Annotated in this window: 3 protein-coding genes; all 3 read left to right on the top strand. The window is 74.0% G+C overall.

Annotated elements, in window-relative coordinates; translation table 11 throughout:
- The first annotated feature begins 30 nt into the window (after positions 1 to 30).
- Genes FHU34_RS20805 through FHU34_RS33395 form a run of 3 tightly spaced genes read left to right on the top strand, consistent with a single transcriptional unit; the run spans position 31 to position 24,823 of the window.
- Positions 31 to 10,692 carry a type I polyketide synthase gene (locus FHU34_RS20805; RefSeq protein WP_145783132.1) on the top strand — a complete coding sequence of 3,554 codons (10,662 nt, stop codon included), beginning with the start codon at positions 31 to 33 and terminating at the stop codon, positions 10,690 to 10,692.
- Entirely contained in the window at positions 10,689 to 15,545 is a 4,857-nt protein-coding gene (locus tag FHU34_RS20800) for a type I polyketide synthase (protein WP_425280542.1), read from the top strand. Before FHU34_RS20805 ends, FHU34_RS20800 begins: the two co-directional genes overlap by 4 nt.
- Before the next feature lie 29 nt (positions 15,546 to 15,574).
- Positions 15,575 to 24,823: a type I polyketide synthase gene (locus tag FHU34_RS33395; RefSeq protein WP_145783128.1), complete on the top strand. Its 9,249-nt coding sequence runs from the start codon at positions 15,575 to 15,577 to the stop codon at positions 24,821 to 24,823.
- Positions 24,824 to 24,853 lie beyond the last annotated feature (30 nt).

Genomic DNA, 24,853 nt, shown 5'->3' with positions numbered 1-24,853 from the left:
GCTGCGCGCATCCGGAGGGGTTGGCAAGCGATGCTGACTGAAGACAAGCTCCTCGACTACCTGAAGCGGGTCACCGCCGACCTGCACCAGACGCGGCAACGGCTGCGCGAGGTCGAGGCCGGCGAGCAGGAGCCGATCGCCATCATCGGCATGGGCTGCCGCTTCCCCGGCGACGTGCGTACCCCCGAGGACCTGTGGCAACTGCTGCTCGACGGCCGCGACGCGATGGCCGAGTTCCCGGACGACCGGGGTTGGGACCTGGACGCCCTGTTCGGTGACGGCACCGGCGCGGCGGGCACCTCCGACGCCCGCCAGGCCGGCTTCGTCTACGACGCGGCCGACTTCGACGCGGCCTTCTTCGGCATCTCGCCACGAGAGGCCACAGCGATGGACCCGCAGCAACGGATGCTGCTGGAGGTCACCTGGGAGGCCCTGGAGCAGGCCGGGATCGACCCGGTCACGCTCAAGGGCAGCCAGACCGGTGTCTTCGCCGGCACCGCCGGCCAGGACTACGGCACGCTGCTGCTGGGCGCCTCCGAAGGGCTGGAGGGACACCTGCTCACCGGCAACGCGGCGGCGGTCGTCTCCGGACGAATCTCCTACTGTCTGGGGCTGGAGGGTCCGGCGGTCACCGTCGACACCGCGTGCTCCTCGTCGCTGGTGGCGTTGCACCTCGCCGCGCAGGCCCTGCGCCAGCAGGAATGTGGGCTCGCGCTCGCCGGTGGCGCCACAGTGATGGCCACCCCGGGCGCGTTCCTCGAGTTCTCCCGCCAGGGCGGTCTGTCCGGCGACGGGCGGTGCAAGGCGTTCGCCGCCGCGGCCGACGGCACCGGCTGGGCGGAGGGCGCCGGTGTGCTGGTCCTGGAACGGCTCAGCGACGCGCAGCGCAACGGTCACCCCATCCTCGCCGTGATCCGCGGTTCGGCGGTCAACCAGGACGGCGCGTCCAACGGGCTCAGCGCCCCGAACGGCCCGGCGCAGCAGCGCGTCATCCAACGGGCGCTGGCCAACGCCGGCCTCACCCCGAACCAGATCGACACGGTCGAGGCGCACGGCACCGGCACCAGCCTCGGCGACCCGATCGAGGCGCAGGCGCTCATCGCCACGTACGGGCAGGACCGCGACCCGCAGCGCCCCCTGTGGCTCGGCTCGATCAAGTCCAACCTCGGCCACACCCAGGCCGCCGCGGGCGTCGCCGGGATCATCAAGATGGTCCTCGCGATGCGCGCCGGCGTCCTGCCGCAGACACTGCACGTCGACGAGCCGACCCCGCAGGTCGACTGGTCCGAGGGCGCCGTCGAACTGCTCACCAGCCGGCAGCCGTGGCCACGGACCGACGAGCCGCGCCGGTCGGCGGTCTCCTCGTTCGGGGTCAGCGGCACCAACGTGCACGTGGTCCTCGAACAGGCCCCGGAGGTTGCCGACGACACCACGCCGGCGGCCAGCACCGCACCGGACGGACCGTGGCTGCTGTCCGGGCGTACCGAGCGGGCGCTGCGGGCGCAGGCGGCGAAACTGCTCGCGCGGGTGGCCGGCGACGACCGGGTCGACCTGCGTGACGTGGCGTACGCCCTGACGGCCGACCGCAGCACGTTCGACCACCGGGCCGTGATCCTGCCCGGTGACCGCGCCGACCTGGTGCACCGGCTCGCGGCGCTGGCGGAGGGGCGCCTCGACACCGGAGTGCTCACCGGCCAGCGGCAGCCCGCGCGTACCGCGTTCCTCTTCTCCGGCCAGGGTTCCCAACGCACCGGCATGGGCAGCGACCTCGCCGCCACGTACCCCGTCTTCGCCGCTGCGTTCGACGAGGTCTGCGACGCGCTCCAGCCGCACCTGGAGCAGCCGCTGCGTCGGGTGATAGCGGAGAACCCGGACGGTCTGCTGGACCAGACCGCCTACACCCAGGCCGGTCTCTTCGCCGTCGAGGTGGCGTTGTACCGGCTGGTCGAGTCCTGGGGCATCGTCCCCGACCACCTGATCGGCCACTCGATCGGCGAGCTGGCCGCCGCGCACGTCGCCGGTGTGCTGTCCCTCGCGGACGCGGCGACACTGGTCGCCGCGCGCGGCACCCTGATGCAGGCGTTGCCCGTCGGCGGGGTGATGGTCGCGGTGCGGGCCACCGAGGCGGAGGTGCTGCCACTGCTGACCGACGGCGTCTCGATCGCGGCGGTCAACGGTCCACGCTCGGTCGTGCTCTCCGGCGAACAGCAGGCGGTCGAGGCGGTCGCCGCGACCTTCGGCAGGACCAAGCGGTTGACCGTCAGCCACGCTTTCCACTCGGCGCTGATGGAGCCGATGCTCGACGACTTCCGCCGGGTCGCCGAGAGCGTCACCTATCACGAGCCGCGCATCCCGATCGTCTCCAACGTCACCGGCCGGCTCGACGAACGGCTGGACGCCGCCTACTGGGTGCGCCACGTCCGCGACGCGGTCCGCTTCGCCGACGGCATCGCCGCCCTGGTCGACGCCGGCGTCACCGCACTAGTGGAGATCGGCCCCGGCGGTGTCCTGACCGCCCTGGCCGAGGACTGCCTGACCGGCGGTCAGGTGGTCGTCGCCGCGTTGCGCAAGGACCGCCCCGAGCCGGCGGCGCTGCTCGCCGCGATCGGTCGCCTGCACGTGCACGGGGTGTCCCCGGACTGGCGTGCCGTGCTCCCCGCCGGACGGCCGGTCCACCTGCCCACGTACGCCTTCCAGCACGAGCGGTACTGGCCGGACACCTCCCGCCGGTGGACCGGCGATCTGACCAACGTGGGCGTCCGCCCGGCGGGGCACCCGCTGCTCGGCGCGGCCGTCGCGCTCGCCGACGGCGGCGGCTTCCTCTACACCGGCCGGCTCAGCCTGGAGCAGCACTCCTGGCTCGCCGACCACGCCGTGCAGGGCACCGTGCTGGTGCCCGGCACCGGCTTCGTGGAGCTCGCACTGCGCGCCGGCGAGCAGGTCGGCACCGGCCACCTGCGCGAACTCACCCTCCAGGCGCCACTGGTGCTGCCCGAGCGCGGCGACACCGAACTGCAGGTGTCGGTCGGCCCGGCGGAGGACGACGGCTCCCGCGCCGTCACCATCCACTCCCGAGCGGTCGACTCCACCGACCCGGACAAGCCGTGGACCTGCCACGCCGTCGGCGTGGTCCAGGCCGTCGAAGCGTCCACCACGGACTGGCGGGACTTCACCATCTGGCCACCGGCCGACGCCCGCCCCGCCGACCTGACCGGGTTCTACGACCGGCTCGCCGCGCAGGGCTTCACCTACGGGCCCGCGTTCCAGGCTCTCCAGCGGGCCTGGGTGGCCGGCGAGTACGCGTACGCCGAGGTGCGCATCCCGGACGGCAGCGGCACCGACCCGGCCGACTTCGGCCTGCACCCGGCGCTGCTCGACGCGGCCATGCACGCCACCGGCCTGCTGCCGGCCCGGACCACCGAGCAGGGCAACCGGCTGCCGTTCGCCTGGAACGACGTCGCGCTGCACTCGCCCGGCGCCACCGACCTGCGGGTCCTCGTCCGGATCGCGGAGAACGCCGACGTGAGCGTCGCCGTCGCGGACGCCACCGGCGAGCCGGTCGCCGAGGTGCGGATGCTCACGCTGCGTCCCATCTCCGCCGACCAACTCGCCACCACCGACGACACGCTCTTCCACGTCGACTGGCCGGCCGTCACGACCACCGCCGGCGACCCCGGCCGGATCGCGATCCTCGGCGACGACCTGCCCGAACTCGCCGACATCGCCGCGGACCGCTACCCGGACCTCGCGGCCCTCGGGGTCGCCCTGGCCGGCGGCGCGGACCGCCCGGACCTGGTCCTGGCCGGCTGCGCCGGAACGGACTCCGATCCCCGGTCCACCCACGCCACCACCATCGCCGCGCTGGTCACCGCGCAGCACTGGCTGGACGACAGGGCGTTCGAGGGGGCCCGGCTGGTAGTGGTCACTCGCCAGGCGATCGCCACCGGCCCGGACGAGGACGTGACCGACCTGTCCGCCGCCCCGGTCTGGGGCCTGATCCGCTCGGCCCAGTCGGAGAACCCGGAGCGGTTCGTCCTGGCCGACCTGGACGGGCACCCGGCAAGCGCGGGCCGGCTGATCGAGGCGGTCACCTCCGGCGAACCGCAGGTCGCCGTCCGCCGCGGCACGGTACGGGTGCCCCGGCTGGCCCGGCTCGCCCCGCCCCGGGAGCCGAACCCCCCGCTCGACCCGGACGGCACCGTCCTGATCACCGGCGCCACCGGCACCCTGGGCGGCCTGCTGGCCCGACACCTGGTCACCCGGCACGGCGTACGGCACCTGCTGCTCACCAGCCGCCGGGGCAGCGCCGCCGAGGGCAGCGCCGAACTCTGCGCCGAACTGACCACACTGGGCGCCGCGGTGACCCTGGAAGCCTGCGACACCGCCGACCGTGCCGCAGTGGCCGCGCTGCTCGCCTCCGTGCCCGCCGAGCACCCGCTGACCGCCGTGGTGCACGCCGCCGGGGTCTCCGACGACGGCGTGGTCAGCGCGCTCACCCCGGGCCGGGTCGGCGCGGTGCTGCGACCCAAGGTCGACGCCGCCCACCACCTGCACGACCTGACCCGGGACGCGAACCTCAGCGCGTTCGTCCTGTTCTCCTCGCTCGCCGCGACCCTCGGTGGCGGTGGCCAGGGCAACTACGCGGCGGCGAACGCCTACCTGGACGCGCTCGCCCAGCACCGACGGGCGGCCGGGCTGCCCGGGGTGTCCCTCGTCTGGGGCCTCTGGGACGCCCGCAGCGGCATGTCGGAGCACCTCGACGACACCCACTTCTCCCGCATCGCGCGCGGCGGCATCGTCTCCATGCCGTCCGCCGACGCGCTCGCGCTCTTCGACCGGGCGATCGCCGCGTCGGTGCCGGTGGTAGCGCCGGCCCGGCTGGACTTCGCCACGCTGCGGGCCCAGAGCGCCCAGGGCGGCGTACCGGCGCTGCTGCGCGGGCTGGTCCGGGTGCCGGGAGGCAAGCCGGGTGCCAAGACCCGCGCCGGCAACGCGTTCCTCACCCACCTCGCCGCCCTCGCCGAGGCGGACCGGGAGCGGGCCCTGCTCGATCTCGTACGCGGACAGGCAGCCGCCGTCCTGGGCCACGGCGGGCCGGCGGCCGTCCCGCCGCAGCAGCCCCTCTCCGAACTCGGCGTCGACTCGCTCACCGCCGTGGAGATCCGCAACCAGTTGGGCGGCGCGACCGGGCTGCGCCTGCCGGCCACCCTCATCTTCGACTACCCGACCCCGCAGGCCCTCGCCGGATACCTGCACGAACAGCTCGGCGGCATCGAGGCACCGACGGCGGCGAGCACCGAGGCCGCGCCGGTCGCGGCCGACGAGCCGATCGCCATCGTCGGCATGGCCTGCCGCTACCCCGGCGGTGTGCGGACGCCGGAGGACCTGTGGCAGCTAGTCGACCTCGGCGCCGACGGCATCACCGGCGTCCCGGAGGACCGGGGCTGGGACATCGCCGGTCTCTACGACCCGGAGGCGGACCGACCGGGCGGCTTCTACGTGCGTGAGGGCGGCTTCCTCGACGGCGCCACGGACTTCGACGCCGCGTTCTTCGGGATCAGCCCCCGCGAGGCGGTCGCGATGGACCCGCAGCAGCGGGTGCTCCTCGAGGTCTCCTGGGAGGCGATCGAGCGGGCCGGTATCGACCCGGTGTCGCTGCGCGGCAGCCGGACCGGTGTGTTCGCCGGCACCAGCGGCCAGGACTACGGCGGCGTCCTCGGCCGTGACCCGTCCAGCGTCGGCGGCTTCGGCCTGACCAGCACCACAGCGAGCGTCATCTCCGGGCGGGTGTCGTACGCGCTCGGGCTGGAAGGGCCATCGCTGTCGGTGGACACCGCCTGCTCGTCGTCGCTCGTCGCCCTGCACCTCGCGGCCCAGGCGCTGCGGCAGGGGGAGTGCTCCCTCGCGCTGGTCGGTGGCGTGATGGTGATGGCGACCCCGGCAGCGTTCGTCGCGTTCAGCCAGCAGCGCGGACTGGCCCCGGACGGGCGCTGCAAGTCGTTCGCCGGATCCGCCGACGGGATCGGCTGGGCCGAAGGCGCCGGCGTCCTGGTGGTGGAACGGCTCTCCGACGCGCGGCGCAACGGCCACCACGTCCTGGCCGTGGTCCGCGGCAGCGCGATCAACCAGGACGGCGCCTCCAACGGCCTGACCGCCCCGAACGGCCCGTCGCAGCAACGCGTCATCCGCGCCGCCCTTGCCAACGCGGGCCTGAACAGCGCCGACGTCGACGTGGTGGAGGCGCACGGCACCGGCACGGTGCTGGGCGACCCGATCGAGGCGCAGGCGCTGCTGGCCACCTACGGTCAGGGTCGGCCGGCGGACCGGCCGCTGCGGCTCGGCTCGATCAAGTCGAACATCGGCCACGCGCAGGCCGCCGCCGGTGTCGCCGGGATCATCAAGATGGTCGCGGCGATCCGCCACGAGACGATGCCGCGCACCCTGCACGTGGACGAGCCCACACCCGAGGTGGACTGGTCGGCCGGTGCAGTCGAGCTGCTCACCGACGCGAGGCCGTGGGAGACGTACGGGCGGCCACGGCGGGCCGGCGTCTCGTCCTTCGGGGTCTCCGGCACCAACGCCCACGTGATCATCGAGGAGGCGCCGGCTACGCCGGCCGACGAGTCGACAGTCGTGTCGCCGGACGTGCCATGGGTGCTGTCCGGGCGTACCACCAAGGCCGTCGCCGATCAGGCCCGCCGACTCGCCGGCCTGGAGTCGGAGGCCGCCGAGGTCGCCCACTCGCTGCTGGGCCGATCCGAATTCGTCCAGCGGGCTGTGGTGCTCGGCCCTGATCACCGTGCCGGTCTGGCCGCGCTGGCCGACGGGTTGCCGTCCAGCGCTGTGGTGTCCGGTGTGGCCCGTTCCGCCGGTGTGGTGTTCGTCTTCCCCGGTCAGGGCTCCCAGTGGGTCGGGATGGCCGCCGGGTTGTTGGAGTCCGAGCCGGTGTTCGCGGCCCGGATCGCCGAGTGTGCGGCGGCGCTGGCGCCGTTCGTGGACTGGAACCTCCTGGACGTGCTGCGCTCCGACGATCCGTTGGAGCGGGTGGACGTGGTGCAGCCGGTCCTCTGGGCGGTGCATGTCGCGTTGGCCGAGGTGTGGCGGTCCAAGGGTGTGACCCCCGATGCGGTGATCGGTCATTCGCAGGGTGAGATCGCTGCGGCCTGTGTCGCCGGAGTCTTGTCGCTGAGTGACGCGGCGAAGGTCGTGGCGTTGCGCAGTCAGGCGCTGCTCGCGCTGTCGGGCAGCGGCGGGATGGTGTCGGTCAACGCCGGCCTGGACGTGGTCACCCCGCTGCTGACCGACGGGGTCAGCGTCGCGGTGGTCAACGGCCCGACCAGCGTCGCCGTCGCCGGTGCCGACCTGGAGCCGTTCCTGGCCGCCGCCGAGGCGGCCGGGGTGCGGGCGAAGCGGGTCAAGGTCGATTACGCCTCGCACTGCGCTCTGGTCGAGCCCGTGGAGGCGGAACTGGCCCGACTGCTCGACGGGGTGCGACCGCTCCCGGGCTCGGTGCCGGTGTTCTCGACCGTCGAGGGCGGCGGGGAGATGGACGCCGGTTACTGGTACCAGAACCTGCGCCAGCCGGTCCGGCTCGACCAGGCCGTGCAGGCCGCGTACACCGCTGGGCACCGGATCTTCGTGGAGATCAGCGCGCATCCGGTGCTGACCGGGGCGATCGCCGACAGCGTGGACGCTCCGGCCGTCGGGACGCTGCGTCGAGGCGAGGGCGGCCCCGCTCAGATCGTGCGGGCCCTGGCCGAGGCGTGGGTGCAGGGCGCACCCGTCGACTGGACCACGGCCATCCCGGCAACGCGGACCGTCGACCTTCCCACCTACCCCTTCCAACACCAGCGGTTCTGGGTCGACGAGGTCAACCTCCCGATCAGCGCCGACATCGCCACCGCCGGCCTCAACGCGGCGAGCCACCCGATGCTCGGCGCCGCCATCCCGCTGCTCGACTCCGACGCGGTCCTCTTCACCGGCCTGCTCTCCGTCGAGGCCCACCCCTGGCTCGGCGAACACAAGGTGATGGGTGCCAACGTCATGCCCGGCACCGCCTTCGTCGAACTCGCCCTGCACGTCGCGGGTCAGACCGGATGCCGGCGGCTGGAAGAACTCACACTGCTCACCCCGCTGATCGTTCCCGAGCGCGGCGCCCGCCAACTACAGCTCTGGGTGGGACCGCCGGACGGCAACGGCCGGCGCGCCATCAACGTCCGCTCCCGCTCCGACGAGGGCGAGGCCGGCGACCCGTTGGACGCCACCGGCTGGGTCCACCACGCCACCGGCGCGATCAGCACCGCCGCCGACCCGACCGGGCCGGCCGACCTCACCACCTGGCCGCCACCCGGCGCCCGGCCGGTCGACCTCTCCGAGTTCTACGAGGCCGTCAGCCGAACCGCGTTCGACTACGGGCCGATGTTCCAGGGCCTGCGCGCCGCCTGGGTCACCGAGGACGACGTCTACGCGGAGCTGTCCCTGCCCGAGTCCGGCCGGGCCGCCGCAGGCGCGTACGGCATGCACCCGGCCCTGCTCGACGCCGGCCTGCAGGCCATGTCGCTGAACACCTTCCTGACCCGGATGGGCGACGGCGAACCGGCCGAGCGCAGCCGCCTCCCGTTCGTGTGGAGCGGCATCTCCCTGCACACCACCGGCTCCTCCAGCTTCCGGATCCGACTCAAGCCGGCCGGCGCCGTCGGCGTCTCGTTCACCGTCGCCGACAGCACCGGCGCCCCGGTCGCCGAGATCGACTCGCTGATCATGCGGCCGGTGTCGGCGGACCGGCTGGCCAGCGCCCGCGGCGGCGACCACGAGTCGCTGTACCGGCTGGACTGGACCCCGGTGCTGCCCGGGACGGCCCCGGCCACCGCTGTCGTCGGCGTCGACCCGTACCAGCTCACCCGCGTCGCCGGGACCGGATACCCGGACCTGGCCGCGTTGGCGGACGCCCCGGCCGTACCCGACCTGGTCTTCGTGACGCTCGAAGCGGATCCGCAGGCGGCGGCCGAGCCCGGCGTCGGCGCGCGGCACCGCACCACCCTCGCGCTCGACCTGGTGCAGCGATGGCTCGCGGAGCCCGCGTTCGGGGCGTCGCGACTGGTCGCCGTCACTCGGGGCGCGGTCGCGGCGAACACCGGCGACCCGGCCGGTGACCTGGCCGCAGCCGCCGCGTGGGGCCTGATCCGCACCGCGCAGGCGGAGAACCCGGACCGCTTCGTCCTCCTCGACCTCGACGACGATCCCACCTCGCTGACCGTGGCCGTCCCGGCGGTCGCCTCCGGTGAGCCGCAGGTGGTCGTCCGTGCCGGTCGGCCGCTGGCCCCGCGACTGGCACCGGTCCCGGTGGCCCCGGAACCGCGTACCGACATCGCCGGCGGCGACCCGGACGGCACCGTTCTGATCACCGGTGGCACCGGCACCCTCGGCGGGCTGCTCGCCCGACACCTGGTCACCGAGCACGGGGCCCGGCGGCTGGTGCTGACCGGACGTCGCGGACGCGCCGCCGACGGGGTGGACGCCCTGGTCACCGACCTGACCGAGCTCGGCGCCCAGGTCGTCGTGGAGGCCTGCGACGCCACCGACCGGGACGCCCTCGCGGCGGTCCTCGACCGGATACCCGCCGACCAACCACTGACAGTGGTGCACGCGGCAGGCGCACTGGACGACGGCGTCGTCACCGCGCTGACCCCGGACCGCATCGACGCCGTGCTGGCACCGAAGACCGACGCCGCGTGGAACCTCCACCTGCTGACCAGGGACCGCAAGGTCGCCCGGTTCGTGCTCTTCTCCTCGGCGGCCGGCGTCCTCGGCGGCGCGGGACAGGGCAACTACGCGGCGGCCAACGCCTTCCTCGACGAGCTGGCCCGGCACCGGCGGGCGCTCGGCCTGCCCGCCGAATCCCTGGCCTGGGGCCTGTGGGAGCAGGCCAGCGGCATGACCGGGCACCTGGACGGCGCCGATCTGCGCCGGGTGGCACGCGGCGGCGTCCGTCGACTGCCGACCGCCCGTGCGCTCGCCCTGTTCGACACGGCAGGCGTACTCGACGAGCCGTTGCTGGTCCCGGCGGACCTGGACCTGGCCGGGCTGCGCCACCAGCCGGCGGAGACCGTGCCGGCGCTGCTGCGCGGTCTGGTCCGAGGCGCGGCCCGGCCGGTCGCCGAACCGGCCGGCGGCCCGTCGGTCGTGGGCCTCGCCCAGCGGCTCGCCGGTCTCGCCGACGAGGACGCCGACGCCCTGGTCCTCCAGGTGGTACGCGCCAACGTCGCCGCCGTCCTCGGCTACCCGGGCCCCGACGACGTGGACCCGACCCTGCCGTTCAAGGAACTGGGCTTCGACTCGCTGACCGCCGTCGAGCTGCGCAACCGGCTCAACGTCGCGACCGGCCTGCGGCTGCGCGCCACCCTCGTCTTCGACTACCCGAACGCCCACTCGCTCGCCGCGTACCTGCGGGCGCAGGTGGTGCCGGACGAGGCCGGGGCGGCCGAGCCGCTGCTGGCCGAGCTGAGTCGGATCGAGGCCGCCGTGGCCACGTTGCCCGGCGACGGATCGGTACGCGAGCAGGTGACCAGCCGCCTGCGTGACCTGCTGGCCGGGCTGGAGCCCACCGGCGCCGCGGACGTGACGCAGGACCTCGAGTCGGCCACCGACGACGAGATGTTCGAGTTCATCACCCGAGAGTTCGGAGTGTCGTGATGGCAGACGACGAGAAGCTTCGCCATTTCCTCAAGAAGGTCACCACCACCCTTCAGGAGACCAAGCAGCAGTTGCACGAGGCCGAGAACCGTGACCGGGAGCCGATCGCGATCGTCTCGATGAGCTGTCGGTTCCCCGGAGGCGTACGCGGGCCGGACGACCTCTGGCAGATGCTCATCGGCGAGCGCGACGCGCTCGGCCCCCTGCCCGCAGACCGGGGCTGGGACCTGGAGTCGCTCTACAGCCCGGACGCGGACGCACCCGGCCAGAGCTACGTGCGGGAGGGCTCGTTCCTGGACGACGCCGCGGACTTCGACGCCGCGTTCTTCGGGATCAGCCCGCACGAGGCGCTCGCCATGGACCCGCAGCAGCGGCTGCTGCTGGAGGCGTCCTGGGAGGCGATCGAACGGGCCGGCGTCAACCCGCAGAGCCTGCGCGGCAGCCAGACCGGCGTGTTCGTCGGCATCACCCAGCAGAACTACGGCACCGCGTTGCACGAGGCCCCCGAGGGCGTCGACATGTACCTCGGCACCGGCACCACCACCAGTGTCGCGTCCGGCCGGATCGCGTACAGCCTGGGGTTCGGCGGCCCGGCCGTCACCGTGGACACGGCCTGTTCGTCGTCGCTCGTCGCCATGCACTGGGCCGTCCAGTCACTGCGGTCGCGCGAGTGCGACCTGGCCCTGGTCGGCGGCGTCACGATCATGGCGGCACCGGGCGCGTTCATCCTGTTCAGCAGGCAGAAGGGGTTGGCGGCGGACGGGCGGTGCAAGCCCTTCGCCGAAGCCGCCGACGGCACCGCCTGGGGAGAGGGCGTCGGCATCATCATGGCCGAGCGGCTCTCCGACGCACAGCGCAACGGCCACCCGATCCTGGCGATCGTGCGCGGCAGCGCGACCAACCAGGACGGTGCCTCCAACGGCCTCACCGCTCCCAACGGGCCGGCCCAGGAGCGGGTCATCCGGGCCGCGCTCGCCAACGCGCGACTCACCCCGGACCAGGTCGACACCGTCGAGTCGCACGGCACCGGCACCACCCTCGGCGACCCCATCGAGGCGCAGGCGCTGCTGGAGACGTACGGCCGGGGCCGGCCGGCGGAGAACCCGCTCTGGATCACCTCGGTCAAGTCGAACATCGGGCACACCCAGTCGGCGGCCGGTATCGCCGGGCTGATCAAGGCAGTCCTCTCCATCCAACACGGGATCCTGCCGAAGACACTCAACGTCGACGCGCCCACCTCACACGTGGACTGGTCGACGGGTGCCGCGCAGGTCCTCACCGAGACGATTCCGTGGCCGGAGACCGGGCACCCGCGCCGGGCCGGGGTGTCGTCCTTCGGCGTCTCCGGCACCAACGGGCACATCATCCTGGAGCAGCCGCCGACCGAGGCCCCCGTCGACACCACCGACATGACCGACGGTCCGGTCGCCACCTGGCCGATCTCGGCACGCACCGAGGCCGGCCTCGTCGCGCAGGCCCGCCGCCTGCACGACCACCTGACGCGGCACCCCTCGCTCACGCCGTCGGACGTCGGCCACTCCCTGTGGAGGACCCGGGCCACCTTCGACCACCGTGCCGTGGTCGTCGGCGCCGACCGGGACGAGATGCTGACCAGCCTCGCCGAGTTTCCCGACGGCAGCGCACCCCGCGCCGACCGGCAGCTCGCCGGCAGACCGCTCTTCGTCTTTCCCGGCCAGGGCTCACAGTGGCTCGGCATGGCGACCGAACTGCTCGACCAGGAGCCGGTCTTCGCCGCCCGGATCGCCGAGTGCGCCGCCGCCCTCGAACCGTACGTCGACTGGTCGCTGCTGGACGTGCTGCGCTCCACCGACCCGACCGCGCTGGACCGCGTCGACGTGGTGCAGCCCGCGCTCTGGGCGGTGATGGTCTCGCTCGCCGAAACCTGGATCTCCCGTGGCGTACGACCCGGCGCGGTCGTCGGCCACTCACAGGGCGAGATCGCCGCCGCCTGCGTGGCTGGCGCGCTGTCGCTGACCGACGCCGCCAAGGTGGTCGCCCTGCGCAGCCGCGCCCTGCTCGCACTGTCCGGCACCGGCGGCATGGTCTCGGTGAACGCCCCACTCGCCACCGTCGAACCGCTGCTCACCGACGGGATCGCCGTCGCGGCCGTGAACGGCCCGTCCAGTGTGGTCGTGGCGGGCGCCGACGTCGCGGCCTTCCTGACCGCAGCCCAGGCGGCCGGGGTCCGCGCCCGGCAGGTGCAGGTGGACTACGCCTCGCACTGCGCCCAGGTGGAACCGATCGAGGCCGAGCTGGCCCGGCTCCTGGACGGGATCACGCCGACCACCGGCACCGTGCCGATCATCTCCACGGTCGCCGGCACGCCGATCGACGGCACCGCGATGAACGCCGCCTACTGGTACGACAACCTGCGCAACCCGGTCCGCCTCGACCTGGCCGTGCACACCGCACTGGAAGCCGGTCACGCCCTGATCGTCGAGATCAGCCCGCACCCGGTGCTGATCGCCGGGCTCACCGGCCTCGCCGAGGACCACGGCGGCGACGCCGTGGTCCTGGGCACGCTGCGGCGCGGCGACGGCGGGCTCCGGCGGTTCACCCACTCGCTGGCCTCCGCGTACGTGCACGGTGCCGCAGTCGACTTCGCAACCGTCCACCCGCAGGGGCGCACCGTGCCGTTGCCGACCTTCGCGTTCCAGGGCCGGCCGTACTGGCTGGGCGGCCAACGGCCCCCGGCTCCCGCCGTCGTGGCCGCGAGCACTGACGACGCGGTCTTCTGGAACGCCGTCGAGCAGCAGGACGCGGACGTGCTCGCCGAGACCATCGGCGTCGACCCGGCGGCGGTGGGAGACCTGCTCCCGGCGTTGTCGTCGTGGCGGCGGCAGCGGCAGACCGGCTCGAAGCTGGACAGCTGGCGCTACCGCGACGAGTGGGTCCGCGTCCCAAACCAACCGGCCCGTCTCACCGGCACCTGGCTGGTCGCCGTACCGGCCGGGATCGACTCGCCGCTGCCGGCCGAGGTCAGCTCGGCTCTGCGAGTCGGCGGCGCGCGGGTGGTGCCGGTGGAGATCGACCCGTTCGACGTCCACCGGACCGCGTTGGCCGCCCAGCTCACCCTGGCCCTCGACGCGGCCGACTGTGACCGTCCGGACGGCGTGCTGTCCCTGCTCGCCCTGGACGAGCGGGTCCTGGCCCGGTACCGCTCCACGCCGCGCGGTTTCGCCGCCACCGTCGTCCTGGTGCAGGCCCTCGGCGACCTCGGCATCGGCGCGCCCCTGTGGTGCGCGTCCCGGGGCGCGATCGGCACCGGACCGGACGACCCCCTGGCCAACCCGGCCCAGGCGCTGCTCTGGGGCTTCGGCCGGGTGGCCGCCCTGGAACACCCGGAACGCTGGGGCGGGCTGGTGGACCTACCCGCGACCCTCGACGAGCGCGGTGCCAACCTGCTCTGCGCCCTGCTCTCCGGCGCGACCGGCGAGGACCAGACCGCGATCCGTGCGCCCGGCCTCCTCGGCCGGCGGCTGATGCGCGCCCCGGTCGGAGGCCGCAGCCCGGCCCGCCGCTGGCAGCCGCGCGGCACCACTCTCATCCTGGGCGGCACCGGCGGTCTCGGTTCCCAGCTGGCCCGATGGTTGGCCGCGCACGGCGCCGAGCACCTGCTGCTGGTCAGCCGCCGCGGCCCGGACGCACCGGGCGCCGAGGCATTGCGCGACGACCTCACCACGTTGGGCGCGACGGTCACGGTGGCCGCCTGCGACGCCGCCGACCGCAACGCCCTGGCCGCGCTGATCGACGCGATCCCCGCCGAGACACCGCTGACCACAGTGGTGCACAGCGCCGCCGTCCTCGACGACTGCGTGATCGACGCCCTGGAGACCCACCGCGTCGACGGCGTCCTGCGCGCCAAGGTGGACTCCGCGCGCCACCTGCACGAGCTGACCCGGGACCTGGACCTGGACGCGTTCATCACGTTCTCCTCGTTCGCCGGCACGGTGGCCAGCTCCGGCGTCGGCAACTACGCTCCCGCGAACGCCTACCTGGACGCCCTGGTGCAGCACCGTCGCTCGCTCGGCCTGCCGGGCACCGCGATCGCCTGGGGCGCCTGGGGTGGCGGCGGCATGGCCGACGGGGAGTTCGGTGAGCTGCTGACCCGGCACGGCGTCGCCGAAATGGCACCCGAGCTGGCGATCACCACCCTGCGCCAGGCGGTGGAGCACGACGAGCCGTTCCTCACCGTCGCCGACATCCGGTGGGAACGGTTCTTCGTCGCGGTCACCGCGACCCGACCCAGCCCCCTGGTCAGCGCGATCCCGGAGGCGCAGCAGGTGCTCGCGGCGATCGCCCGCGACGGCGACGGAGCCGGCGAGAGCGCCGCCGCGCGCCTCGCGGGCCTGCCGCCGGCCGAGCGAGCCAAGGCCCTGCTCGACACGGTACGGGCGCAGGTGGCCACGGTGCTCGGGTACGCCTCCGCCGACGAGGTGCCGCCGAAGAAGGCGTTCCAGGAGTTGGGCTTCGACTCGGTGACCGCCGTGGAACTGCGCAACCGCCTGGGTGCCGCCACCGGGCTGCGGCTGCCCGTCACGCTGGTCTTCGACTATCCGAACCCGACAACGCTCGCCGCCTTCCTGGACAGCCTGTGCGGCGGGACGGGGGACACCTCCGCGGTGGACGACCTGGACCGCCTGGAAGCGGCCCTGGACAGCCTCGAACCGGACGACGTCACGTACGTCCGGCTGATGACCCGCATGCAGGCGCTCGTCGCGGACTGGAAGCACGGACGCGCCGAGCCGGTGGAGACCGCGGGCGAAGCCCTCGCCGACGCCACCGACGAGGAGATGTTCGACCTCCTCGGCAAGAAGTTCGGCATCGCCTGACCCGCACGCTCACAAGGGGAGACCTACCGATGGCCAACGAAGAGCGGTTGCGCTACTTCCTCAAGCGGGTCACCGCCGACCTGGAAACCGCGCAGGAGCGTATCCGGCACCTGGAGGTACGCGCCGACGAGCCGATCGCGATCATCGGCGTGGGCTGCCGGTTCCCCGGCGGCGTGGACTCTCCGGAGTCGCTGTGGAACCTGGTCGCGGGGGACGGGGACGGCATCACGCCGTTCCCGTCCGACCGGGGCTGGGACACCGAGGCGCTGTTCGACCCCGACCCGGACAACCCCGGGACGTCGTACGCCGCCGAGGGCGGGTTCCTGAGCGGGGCGGGTGACTTCGACGCCGGCTTCTTCGGGATCAGCCCCCGCGAGGCCCTGGCCATGGACCCGGCGCAGCGGCTCCTGCTGGAGGTGTCCTGGGAGGCGATCGAACGGGCCGGCATCGACCCGGCGTCGCTGTCCGGGTCGCGTACCGGCGTGTTCGCGGGCACCAACGGCTCGGACTACTCGGCCATCCTGATGGGCGCGTCCGAAGGGCTGGAGGGCTATCTGGCCACCGGCAACGCGGGCGCTGTCATCTCCGGCCGGGTGTCGTACTCCCTGGGTCTGGAGGGGCCGGCGGTCACCGTCGACACCGCGTGCTCGTCGTCGCTGGTGGCACTGCACCTGGCGGCGCAGGCGCTGCGGGCCGGTGAGTGCTCACTCGCGCTGGCCGGCGGTGTCACGGTGATGGCCACCCCGTCGCTGTTCGTCGGCTTCTCCCGCCAGCGTGGCCTGGCGGCGGACGGCCGGTGCAAGGCGTTCGCGGGTGCCGCCGACGGCACCGGCTTCGCCGAGGGCGCTGGGGTGCTGCTGGTGGAGCGGCTCTCCGACGCGGTCCGCAACGGTCACCGGGTGCTCGCCGTGGTGCGCGGAAGCGCGGTCAACCAGGACGGCGCGTCGAACGGGTTGACCGCCCCGAACGGGCCGTCGCAGCAGCGGGTGATCCAGGCCGCGCTGGTCGACGCCCGACTGTCGGCGGCGGACGTCGACGTGGTCGAGGCGCACGGCACCGGCACCACCCTGGGCGACCCGATCGAGGCGCAGGCGGTCCTGGCGACCTATGGCCAGGACCGGCCCGCCGGTCAGCCGCTGTGGTTGGGGTCGGTGAAGTCGAACATCGGGCACACCCAGGCAGCCGCCGGTGTCGCCGGGATCATCAAGGTGGTCGAGGCGCTGCGTCATGAGACGTTGCCGCGCACGCTGCACGTGGACGAGCCGACACCGCAGGTGGACTGGTCGGCCGGTGCGGTGGAGCTACTGACGTCGTCCCGGCCGTGGACGGTGGGGGAGCGCCCGCGTCGGGCCGGGGTGTCATCGTTCGGGGTGTCCGGCACCAACGCCCACGTGATCATCGAGGAGGCGCCGGCCACGCCCGTCGACGAGCCGGTCGTGACGGAGTCGAACGTGCCGTGGCTGTTGTCGGCGGCGGCGCCGGAGGCGCTGCGCGGGCAGGCCGAGCGGCTGTCGCGGGTGACGGCGGATCCGGGGGCGGTGGCGTACTCGCTGCTGTCCACCCGATCGGTGCTGAACCACCGGGCGGTCGTGCTCGGCCCGGACCACGGCGCCGGCCTGTCCGCCCTCCGGGACGGCCTGCCGTCGGGTGCGCTGGTGGCCGGCTCGGCCCACCCGGACGCGGGTGTGGTGTTCGTCTTCCCGGGCCAGGGCTCCCAGTGGGTGGGGATGGCGGTGGGTCTGCTGGACGCCGAGCCGGTGTTCGCGGCCCGGATCGCCGAGTGCGCGGCGGCCCTGGCGCCGTTCGTGGACTGGAACCTCCTGGACGTGCTGCGCTCCGACGATCCGTTGGAGCGGGTGGACGTGGTGCAGCCGGTCCTCTGGGCGGTGCACGTCGCGTTGGCCGAGGTGTGGCGGTCCAGGGGTGTGACCCCCGATGCGGTGATCGGTCACTCGCAGGGTGAGATCGCGGCGGCCTGTGTCGCCGGGGTGCTGTCTCTGAGTGACGCCGCGAAGGTCGTCGCCCTGCGCAGTCAGGCCCTGCTGGCGATCGCCGGTAGTGGTGGGATGGTGTCGGTCAGCGCCGGCCTGGACGTGGTCACCCCGTTGTTGACCGAGGGTGTCAGTGTCGCGGTCGTCAACGGTCCGACCAGTGTGGTGGTGGCCGGCGCGGACCTGGACGCGTTCCTGGCCGCCGCCGAGGCGGCCGGGGTGCGGGCCAAGCGGGTGAAGGTCGACTACGCCTCGCACTGCGCGTTGGTCGAGCCGGTGGAGGCCGAGCTGGCCCGCCTGCTCGACGGGGTGCAGCCCATGGCCGGCGCGGTGCCGGTGTTCTCGACAGTCGAGGACGGCGGTGTCATGGACGCCGCCTACTGGTACCGGAACCTGCGTCAGCCGGTGCGCCTGGATCTGGCGGTGCAGGCCGCGCAGGCGGCGGGGCATCGGATCTTCATCGAGGTCAGCGCGCACCCGGTGCTCACCGGTGCGATCGAGGCCACCACCGTCGGCACGCTGCGCCGCGACGAAGGCGGCCCCGAGCGGTTCGTGCGGTCGCTGGCCGAGGCATGGGTGCAGGGCGCACCCGTCGACTGGACCACCGTCATCCCGGCCACCCGGACCGTCGACCTGCCCACCTACCCCTTCCAACACCAGCGCTACTGGCCCACCCCCGGCGGCGCGACGAGCCTGGCGGACCCGGTGGACAGCGAGTTCTGGCGGGCCGTCGAGAACGGCGACCTCACCCCGCTGGGCATCACCGGGGACGGCACCGAGCTGCTGCCCGCACTGACCGCCTGGCGTCGCCGCACACGCCAGCACCACATCCTCGACGACTGGCGGTACCGGATCACCTGGCAGAGCCGGACCACACCGGCCGAGAGCACCCACACCGGCACCTGGCTGGTTCTGCGCCCCACCGGCGAACAGTGGTCGGACGCCGTCGAGGACGCCCTCCGGCAGGCCGGTGCCCGGACCGTACCGGTGACCATCGAAGAAGGCCCGATCGAGCGGACCACCGTCGCCGACGCGGTCGCCACCGCCGTTGCGGGAACGCCTGTCGACGGAGTGTTGTCCCTGCTCGCGCTGCCCTTCGCCGAGGCGACCGCCGCCGACGCGGTGCACGACACGTCCACGGTGCTGCACGGGCTCGCGGACGCGGGCGTCACCGCCCCGCTCTGGCTCGCCACACGGTCCGGTGTCCGGGTCGGCCGATCCGACGCCGCCCCGTCACCCACACCGGCGGCGCTCTGGGGCTTCGGCCGGGTCGTCGCCCTCGAGGAGCCGCACCGCTGGGGTGGCCTGGTCGACCTGCCCGCGCAGCCCGACCCCCGCTCGGCCACCCGGCTCGTCGCGGCACTCACCGCCGGCGACGACGAGGACCAGTTCGCCGTCCGCGCCTCGGGCCTCTACACCCGCCGGCTGACCCGCGCCCCGCAGACCGGCGCGGCCGGCTGGTCGCCGTCCGGCACCGCGCTGGTCACCGGCGGCACCGGCGCGATCGGCGCGCACACGGCCCGCTGGCTGGCCCGCAACGGCGTCGAGCACCTGGTGCTCGTCAGCCGCCGTGGCCCCGACGCCCCCGGCGCCGACGACCTGCGCGCCGAACTGGAACAGGCCGGCGTCCAGGTGACGATCACCGCCTGCGACATCGCCGACCGGGACGCCCTGCGCACAGTGATCGACGGCCTGGACGACCTGACCTCCGTCTTCCACACGGCCGCCGTCCTGGACGACGGCACCCTCGGCAGCCTCGACCGGGACCGGATCGACCGGGTCCTGGCCCCGAAGGCCGTCGCCGCCCAACACCTGCACGACCTCACACGGGACCGGGACCTGAGCGCGTTCGTGCTGTTCTCGTCGTTCGCCGGCACCCTCGGCAACGCGGGACAGGGCGCATACGCCGCCGCCAACGCGTACCTCGACGCCCTCGCCGAGCAGCGGGCCGCCGACGGCCTACCGGCGACCTCGATCGCCTGGGGCCGTTGGGGCGACGGCGGCCTCGCCGAGGAGGCCGTGCGTCGGGAGCGGCTCAGCCGAGGCGGCCTGGGCGCGATGGACCCGGAGTTGGCCCTCGCCGGTCTCGCCCAGGCGATCGGCGGCGGTGAGCCGGTCCTGGCCCTGACCGACGTCGACTGGGAGCGGTTCGCCCCCGGCTTCACCGCGGTACGCCCCAACCCGACCCTCGCCACCATCCCGGAAGCCGCCGCGACCACCGCTACCGACCCGTCCGGCGACCTGACCCGACAGCTGCGGTCGATGACCCCCCGGGACCGCGCCACCGCGCTCGTCGACCTGGTCCGCGGGCACGCCGCCGCGGTCCTCGGCCACCCCGACGCGGACGGCGTGGAAGCGGAACGCGCCTTCCGTGACCTCGGCTTCGACTCGCTCACCGCTGTCGAGCTGCGCAACGCGCTCGCCGCCGCCACCGGCCTGCGGCTACCCGCCACCCTGATCTTCGACCACCCGAGCGCGCTCGCCCTCGGCGGCCACCTCAGCGGCCTGCTCGGCGCCGACAGTGACACCGAGCCCGCTACCGCCGACCAGGGCGTCTCCGTCGGCGCTGCCGACCCAGTCGGCGCTGCCGACCAGGACGACCCGATCGTCGTGGTGGGCATGTCGTGCCGCTTCCCCGGCGGCGCCGACAACCCCGACCAGTTGTGGCAGCTCGTGCGCGACGACGTGGACGCCATCTCCACGTTCCCCGCCGACCGTGGCTGGGACGTCGACAGCGTCTACGACGCCGACCCGGACAACGCCGGCACCAGCTACGTCCGCGAGGGTGGCTTCCTCTACGGGGCCGCCGCGTTCGACCCGGAGTTCTTCGGCATCTCGCCGCGCGAGGCCCTGGCCATGGACCCGCAGCAGCGGCTCCTGCTGGAGACCGCCTGGGAGGCGTTCGAGCACGCCGGCATCGACCCGTCGACCGCCCGCGGCGAGCAGGTCGGCGTCTTCGTCGGCTCGAACGGCCAGGACTACGGCGCGCTGCTCTACGGCTCCACCGAGGGCGTCGAGGGGCACACCATGACCGGTAACGCCGGCAGCGTCGCCTCCGGCCGGATCTCCTACGCGCTCGGTCTGGAGGGCCCGGCCGTCACCATCGACACCGCCTGCTCGTCGTCGCTCGTCGCGCTGCACCTCGCCGCCCAGTCGCTGCGCCGGGGCGAGTGCCGGCAGGCGCTGGCCGGCGGCGTCACGGTGATGGCCACCCCGGGCCGGTTCGTCGAGTTCAGCCGCCAGCGCGGGCTCGCCGCCGACGGTCGCTGCAAGGCGTTCGCCGACGACGCCGACGGCACCGGCTGGGGCGAGGGCGCGGGCATGCTGCTGCTCGAGCGCCGATCCGCGGCGCTGGCCGCCGGTCACCAGATCCTCGCCACGGTACGCGGCAGCGCGATCAACCAGGACGGCGCGTCGAACGGGCTGACCGCCCCCAACGGGCCCGCCCAGCAGCGGGTCATCCGGGCCGCCCTCACCGACGCCGGCCTGCGACCCTCCGACGTGGACCTCGTCGAGGCGCACGGCACCGGCACCCGACTCGGTGACCCGATCGAGGCCCAGGCCTTGCTCGCCACCTACGGGCAGCACCGACCCGCGGACCGCCCGCTGCGGCTGGGCTCGATCAAGTCGAACATCGGCCACACCCAGGCCGCCGCCGGTGTTGCCGGGGTGATCAAGGTGATCCAGGCGATGCGGTACGGGGTGCTGCCCCGAACGCTGCACGTGGACCAGCCGAGCGCCGAGGTGGACTGGGAGTCCGGTGCGGTCGCGCTGCTCGACAGGTCCCTGCCGTGGGAGGGCGACGGACCACGCCGGGCCGCCGTCTCGTCGTTCGGCATCAGCGGGACGAACGCCCACGTCGTGTTGGAGGGCGACCCGATCCCGGCAGCCCCGGACCCCGCCACGAACCCGCAACGGCCCTGCGTCTGGCTGCTCAGCTCGCGTACCGAGGAGGGGCTGCGGGACCAGGCCGAGCGGCTGCTCGGCCACCTGGACGAGCACCCGGAGCTGGACCCCTACGACGTCGGGTTCTCCCTCGCCACCACACGTACCCCGCATCGGCACCGGGCCGCGGTGTTCGGCCGTGCCGAGCTGGCGGCGACGGCCGCCGGATCACCGGCTCCGATCACGGGGTCGATCGTGCGGGGCCGGACGGCGTTCGTGTTCTCCGGTCAGGGCTCACAGCGGCCGGGGATGGGCCTGGAACTGGCCACCACCTACCCGGTCTTCGCCGACGCGTTCGACGCGGCCTGCGCCGAGTTGGACCTGCATCTGGACCGACCGCTGCGTTCGGTGATCGCCGACGGCGACGAGCTGGACCAGACGGTCTACACCCAGGCCGCGTTGTTCGCGGTCGAGGTCGCGCTGTACCGCCTGGTGGGCGCCACCCCCGACTACCTGGTGGGCCACTCGATCGGCGAGATCGCCGCCGCCCACGTCGCCGGTGTGCTGACCCTGGCCGACGCCGCGAAGCTGGTCACGGCGCGCGGCCGCCTGATGCAGGCGTTGCCCGCCGGCGGGGTCATGGTCGCGGTGCGGGCCACCGAGGCCGAGGTGGTGCCGCTGCTGGTCGACGGGGTTTCCGTCGCGGCCGTCAACGGTCCCCGTTCGGTGGTGCTGTCCGGTGCCGCCGACGCGGTGGCAGCCGTCGCCGCGCACTTCGCGAAGTCCAAGCGGTTGACGGTCAGCCACGCGTTCCACTCGGTGCTGATGGAGCCGATGCTGGCGGAGTTCGCGTCGGTCGCCGCGACGTTGACGTACGCGCAGCCGCGGATTCCGATCATCTCCAACGTGACGGGGCAGGTCGCCGAGACACCGGACGCGGCTTACTGGGTGCGGCACGTGCGGGAGGCGGTCCGGTTCGCCGACGGCATCACCACCCTGGAAGGCCTCGGCGTCAGCACCTTCGTGGAGATCGGCCCGGATGGGGTGCTCTCCGCGATGGGCGCGGACTGTGTGTCCGACGCGGTGTTCGTACCGCTGCAACGATCCGACCGCGACCAACCGACCGCCCTGCGCGCCGGGCTCGCCCAGCTCCACGTCCGCGGCGTCGCGGTGGACTGGGTCGCCGTGCACCCCGGGGCGCGGCGGGTCGAGCTGCCCACCTACGCCTTTCAGCGGCAGCACTACTGGCCCGGGTCGGTTTCCTGGGCCCTGCCGGCCGCCGCGTCCGACGACGCGCACCTGTGGGACCGCATCGAGCGCGCGGACCTCGCCGGCATCGGCGCCGAACTCGCCCTGCCACCGGACGCCACCCTCCCGGCGGTCGTCCAGGCGCTCTCCGTCTGGCGGCGACAGGCCCGGCGGAGCTCGACGATCGACGGGTGGCGGTACGGCGTCCGCTGGCGGCCCCTGTCCTCCACCGGGACGCCCACGCTGACCGGCACCTGGCTGCTGGTCAGCACCCCTGACCATCCCACCGCCGAACTGGCCGCCGTGCTGCGCAGGCACGGCGCGGCGACCGGATCCGTCACGCTGACGCCGGCGGACCTGACCCGCGCCGGCACCGCCGCGCGGCTCAGCGCGGCCCTGGACGAGTACGGCCCGGTGCACGGCATCGTGTCCCTGCTCGCCCACGACGAGGCCCCGCACCCCACGCACCCGATCCTCACCAGGGGTGTCGCCGGCACTGTGACGCTGGTCCAGGCGCTCGACCAGCTCGGGGCCACCGCTCCGGTGTGGAGCGTGACCCGCGGGGCCGTCGCGATCGGCGGCTCGGAGCGGGTCGCCGCGCCCGCCCAGGCGCAGGTCTGGGGTCTCGGCCGGGTCGCCGCCCTGGAGCAGCCGCGACTGTGGGCAGGTCTGGTCGACCTGCCGCCCCAGCTCGACGACCGGGCCGGCTCGCGGCTCTGCGCCGTGCTGGCCGGCGCCGGTGCCGGCGGCGGTGAGGACCAGGTGGCGATCCGCGCCTCGGCGATCTTCGGCCGCCGGTTGGTCCGCCATCCCCGCGGCACGACCCCCGGGCCACAGTGGCGTCCCCGCGGGACGGTCCTCGTCACCGGCGGCACCGGAGCGCTGGGCGGGCGGGTCGCACGCCTGCTCGCCGAACGGGGCGCCGAGCACCTGCTCCTGCTCAGCCGCCGAGGCGCCGACGCACCAGGCGTAGCCGATCTGACCGGTGAGTTGACCGCGCTCGGTGCCCGGGTGACAGTCGAGGCCTGTGACGTCGCCGACCGGGACGCGCTGGCCGGCGTGCTCGACCGCGTCCCCACCGACCTGCCGCTGACCGCCGTGGTGCACGCCGCCGGCGTCGGCACCCCCGGATCGCTGCGGGACACCGGCCTGGACGAGTTCGCCGCCGTGGTCCGCGCCAAGATCGCCGGCGCGGTGCACCTGGACGCGCTGCTCGGGGAGCGACAGCTCGACGCGTTCGTGCTCTTCTCCTCCATCGCCGGGATCTGGGGCAGCGGCGGGCAGGGCGCCTACGCGGCAGCCAACGCGTACCTCGACGCCCTCGCCGAAGCCCGACGAGGCCGCGGCCTCGCCGGCACCGCCGTGGCCTGGGGGCCGTGGGGCGACGGTGGCATGGCCGAGGGGCCGGCCCAGGAGCAGTTGCGCCGCCGCGGCCTGCCCGTGATGAACCCGGACTCGGCGATCGACGCGCTGGCCGCCGCCATCGACGACCGCGAGGTGGCGCTCGCCGTCGCCGACGTCGACTGGGCCCGGTTCGCGCTGCCGTTCCAGGCGGTCCGCTCCGGCCGGCTGCTCGACGAGATCGACGAGGCGCGGGCCGCGCTCACCGCCGGTACGCCGGGGGCCGAGAACGACGCCGACGCCGACGCCCTGCGACGCAGTCTGACCGGCCTGCCGGCAGCCGAGCGGGAGCGGGTCGTGCTCGACCTGATCCGCAAGAACGCCGCCACCGTCCTGGGGCACACCGCCCCCGGCGGTGTCGACGTCGACCGCGGATTCCTGGAACTGGGCTTCGACTCGCTGACCGGTGTGGAGCTGCGCAACGCGCTCTCCGCCGAACTCGGCCTGCCGTTGCCCGCGACCCTGATCTTCGACTACCCGTCACCGCTGGTCCTGGCCGAGCACGTCCTCGACCAGTTGGCTGGCCCGGAGGCGGCGGGGGACCCGGAGGAGCAGCAGGTCCGCGAGGTCCTGTCCCGGATCCCGGTGGAGCGGCTGCGCGCGGCCGGCCTACTGGACACCCTGCTCGGCCTGGCACAGACCGGGCCGGAGGCGCCGGACGCGCCGCCGGCCACCGACGACGACGGTGAGGACCTGGCGGAGCTCGACGTCAGCGAGCTGGTCCGCCTCGCCCTCGACGGCACCGAGAGCTGACGGGGAGTAGACGATGGCCACGAGTTACGA

This window comes from Micromonospora taraxaci (assembly GCF_007830095.1).
Classification (GTDB): Bacteria; Actinomycetota; Actinomycetes; order Mycobacteriales; family Micromonosporaceae; genus Micromonospora; species Micromonospora taraxaci.
The sequence above is the reverse complement of the archived record's forward strand: the minus strand, read 5'-3'. Positions and strand labels throughout refer to the sequence as shown.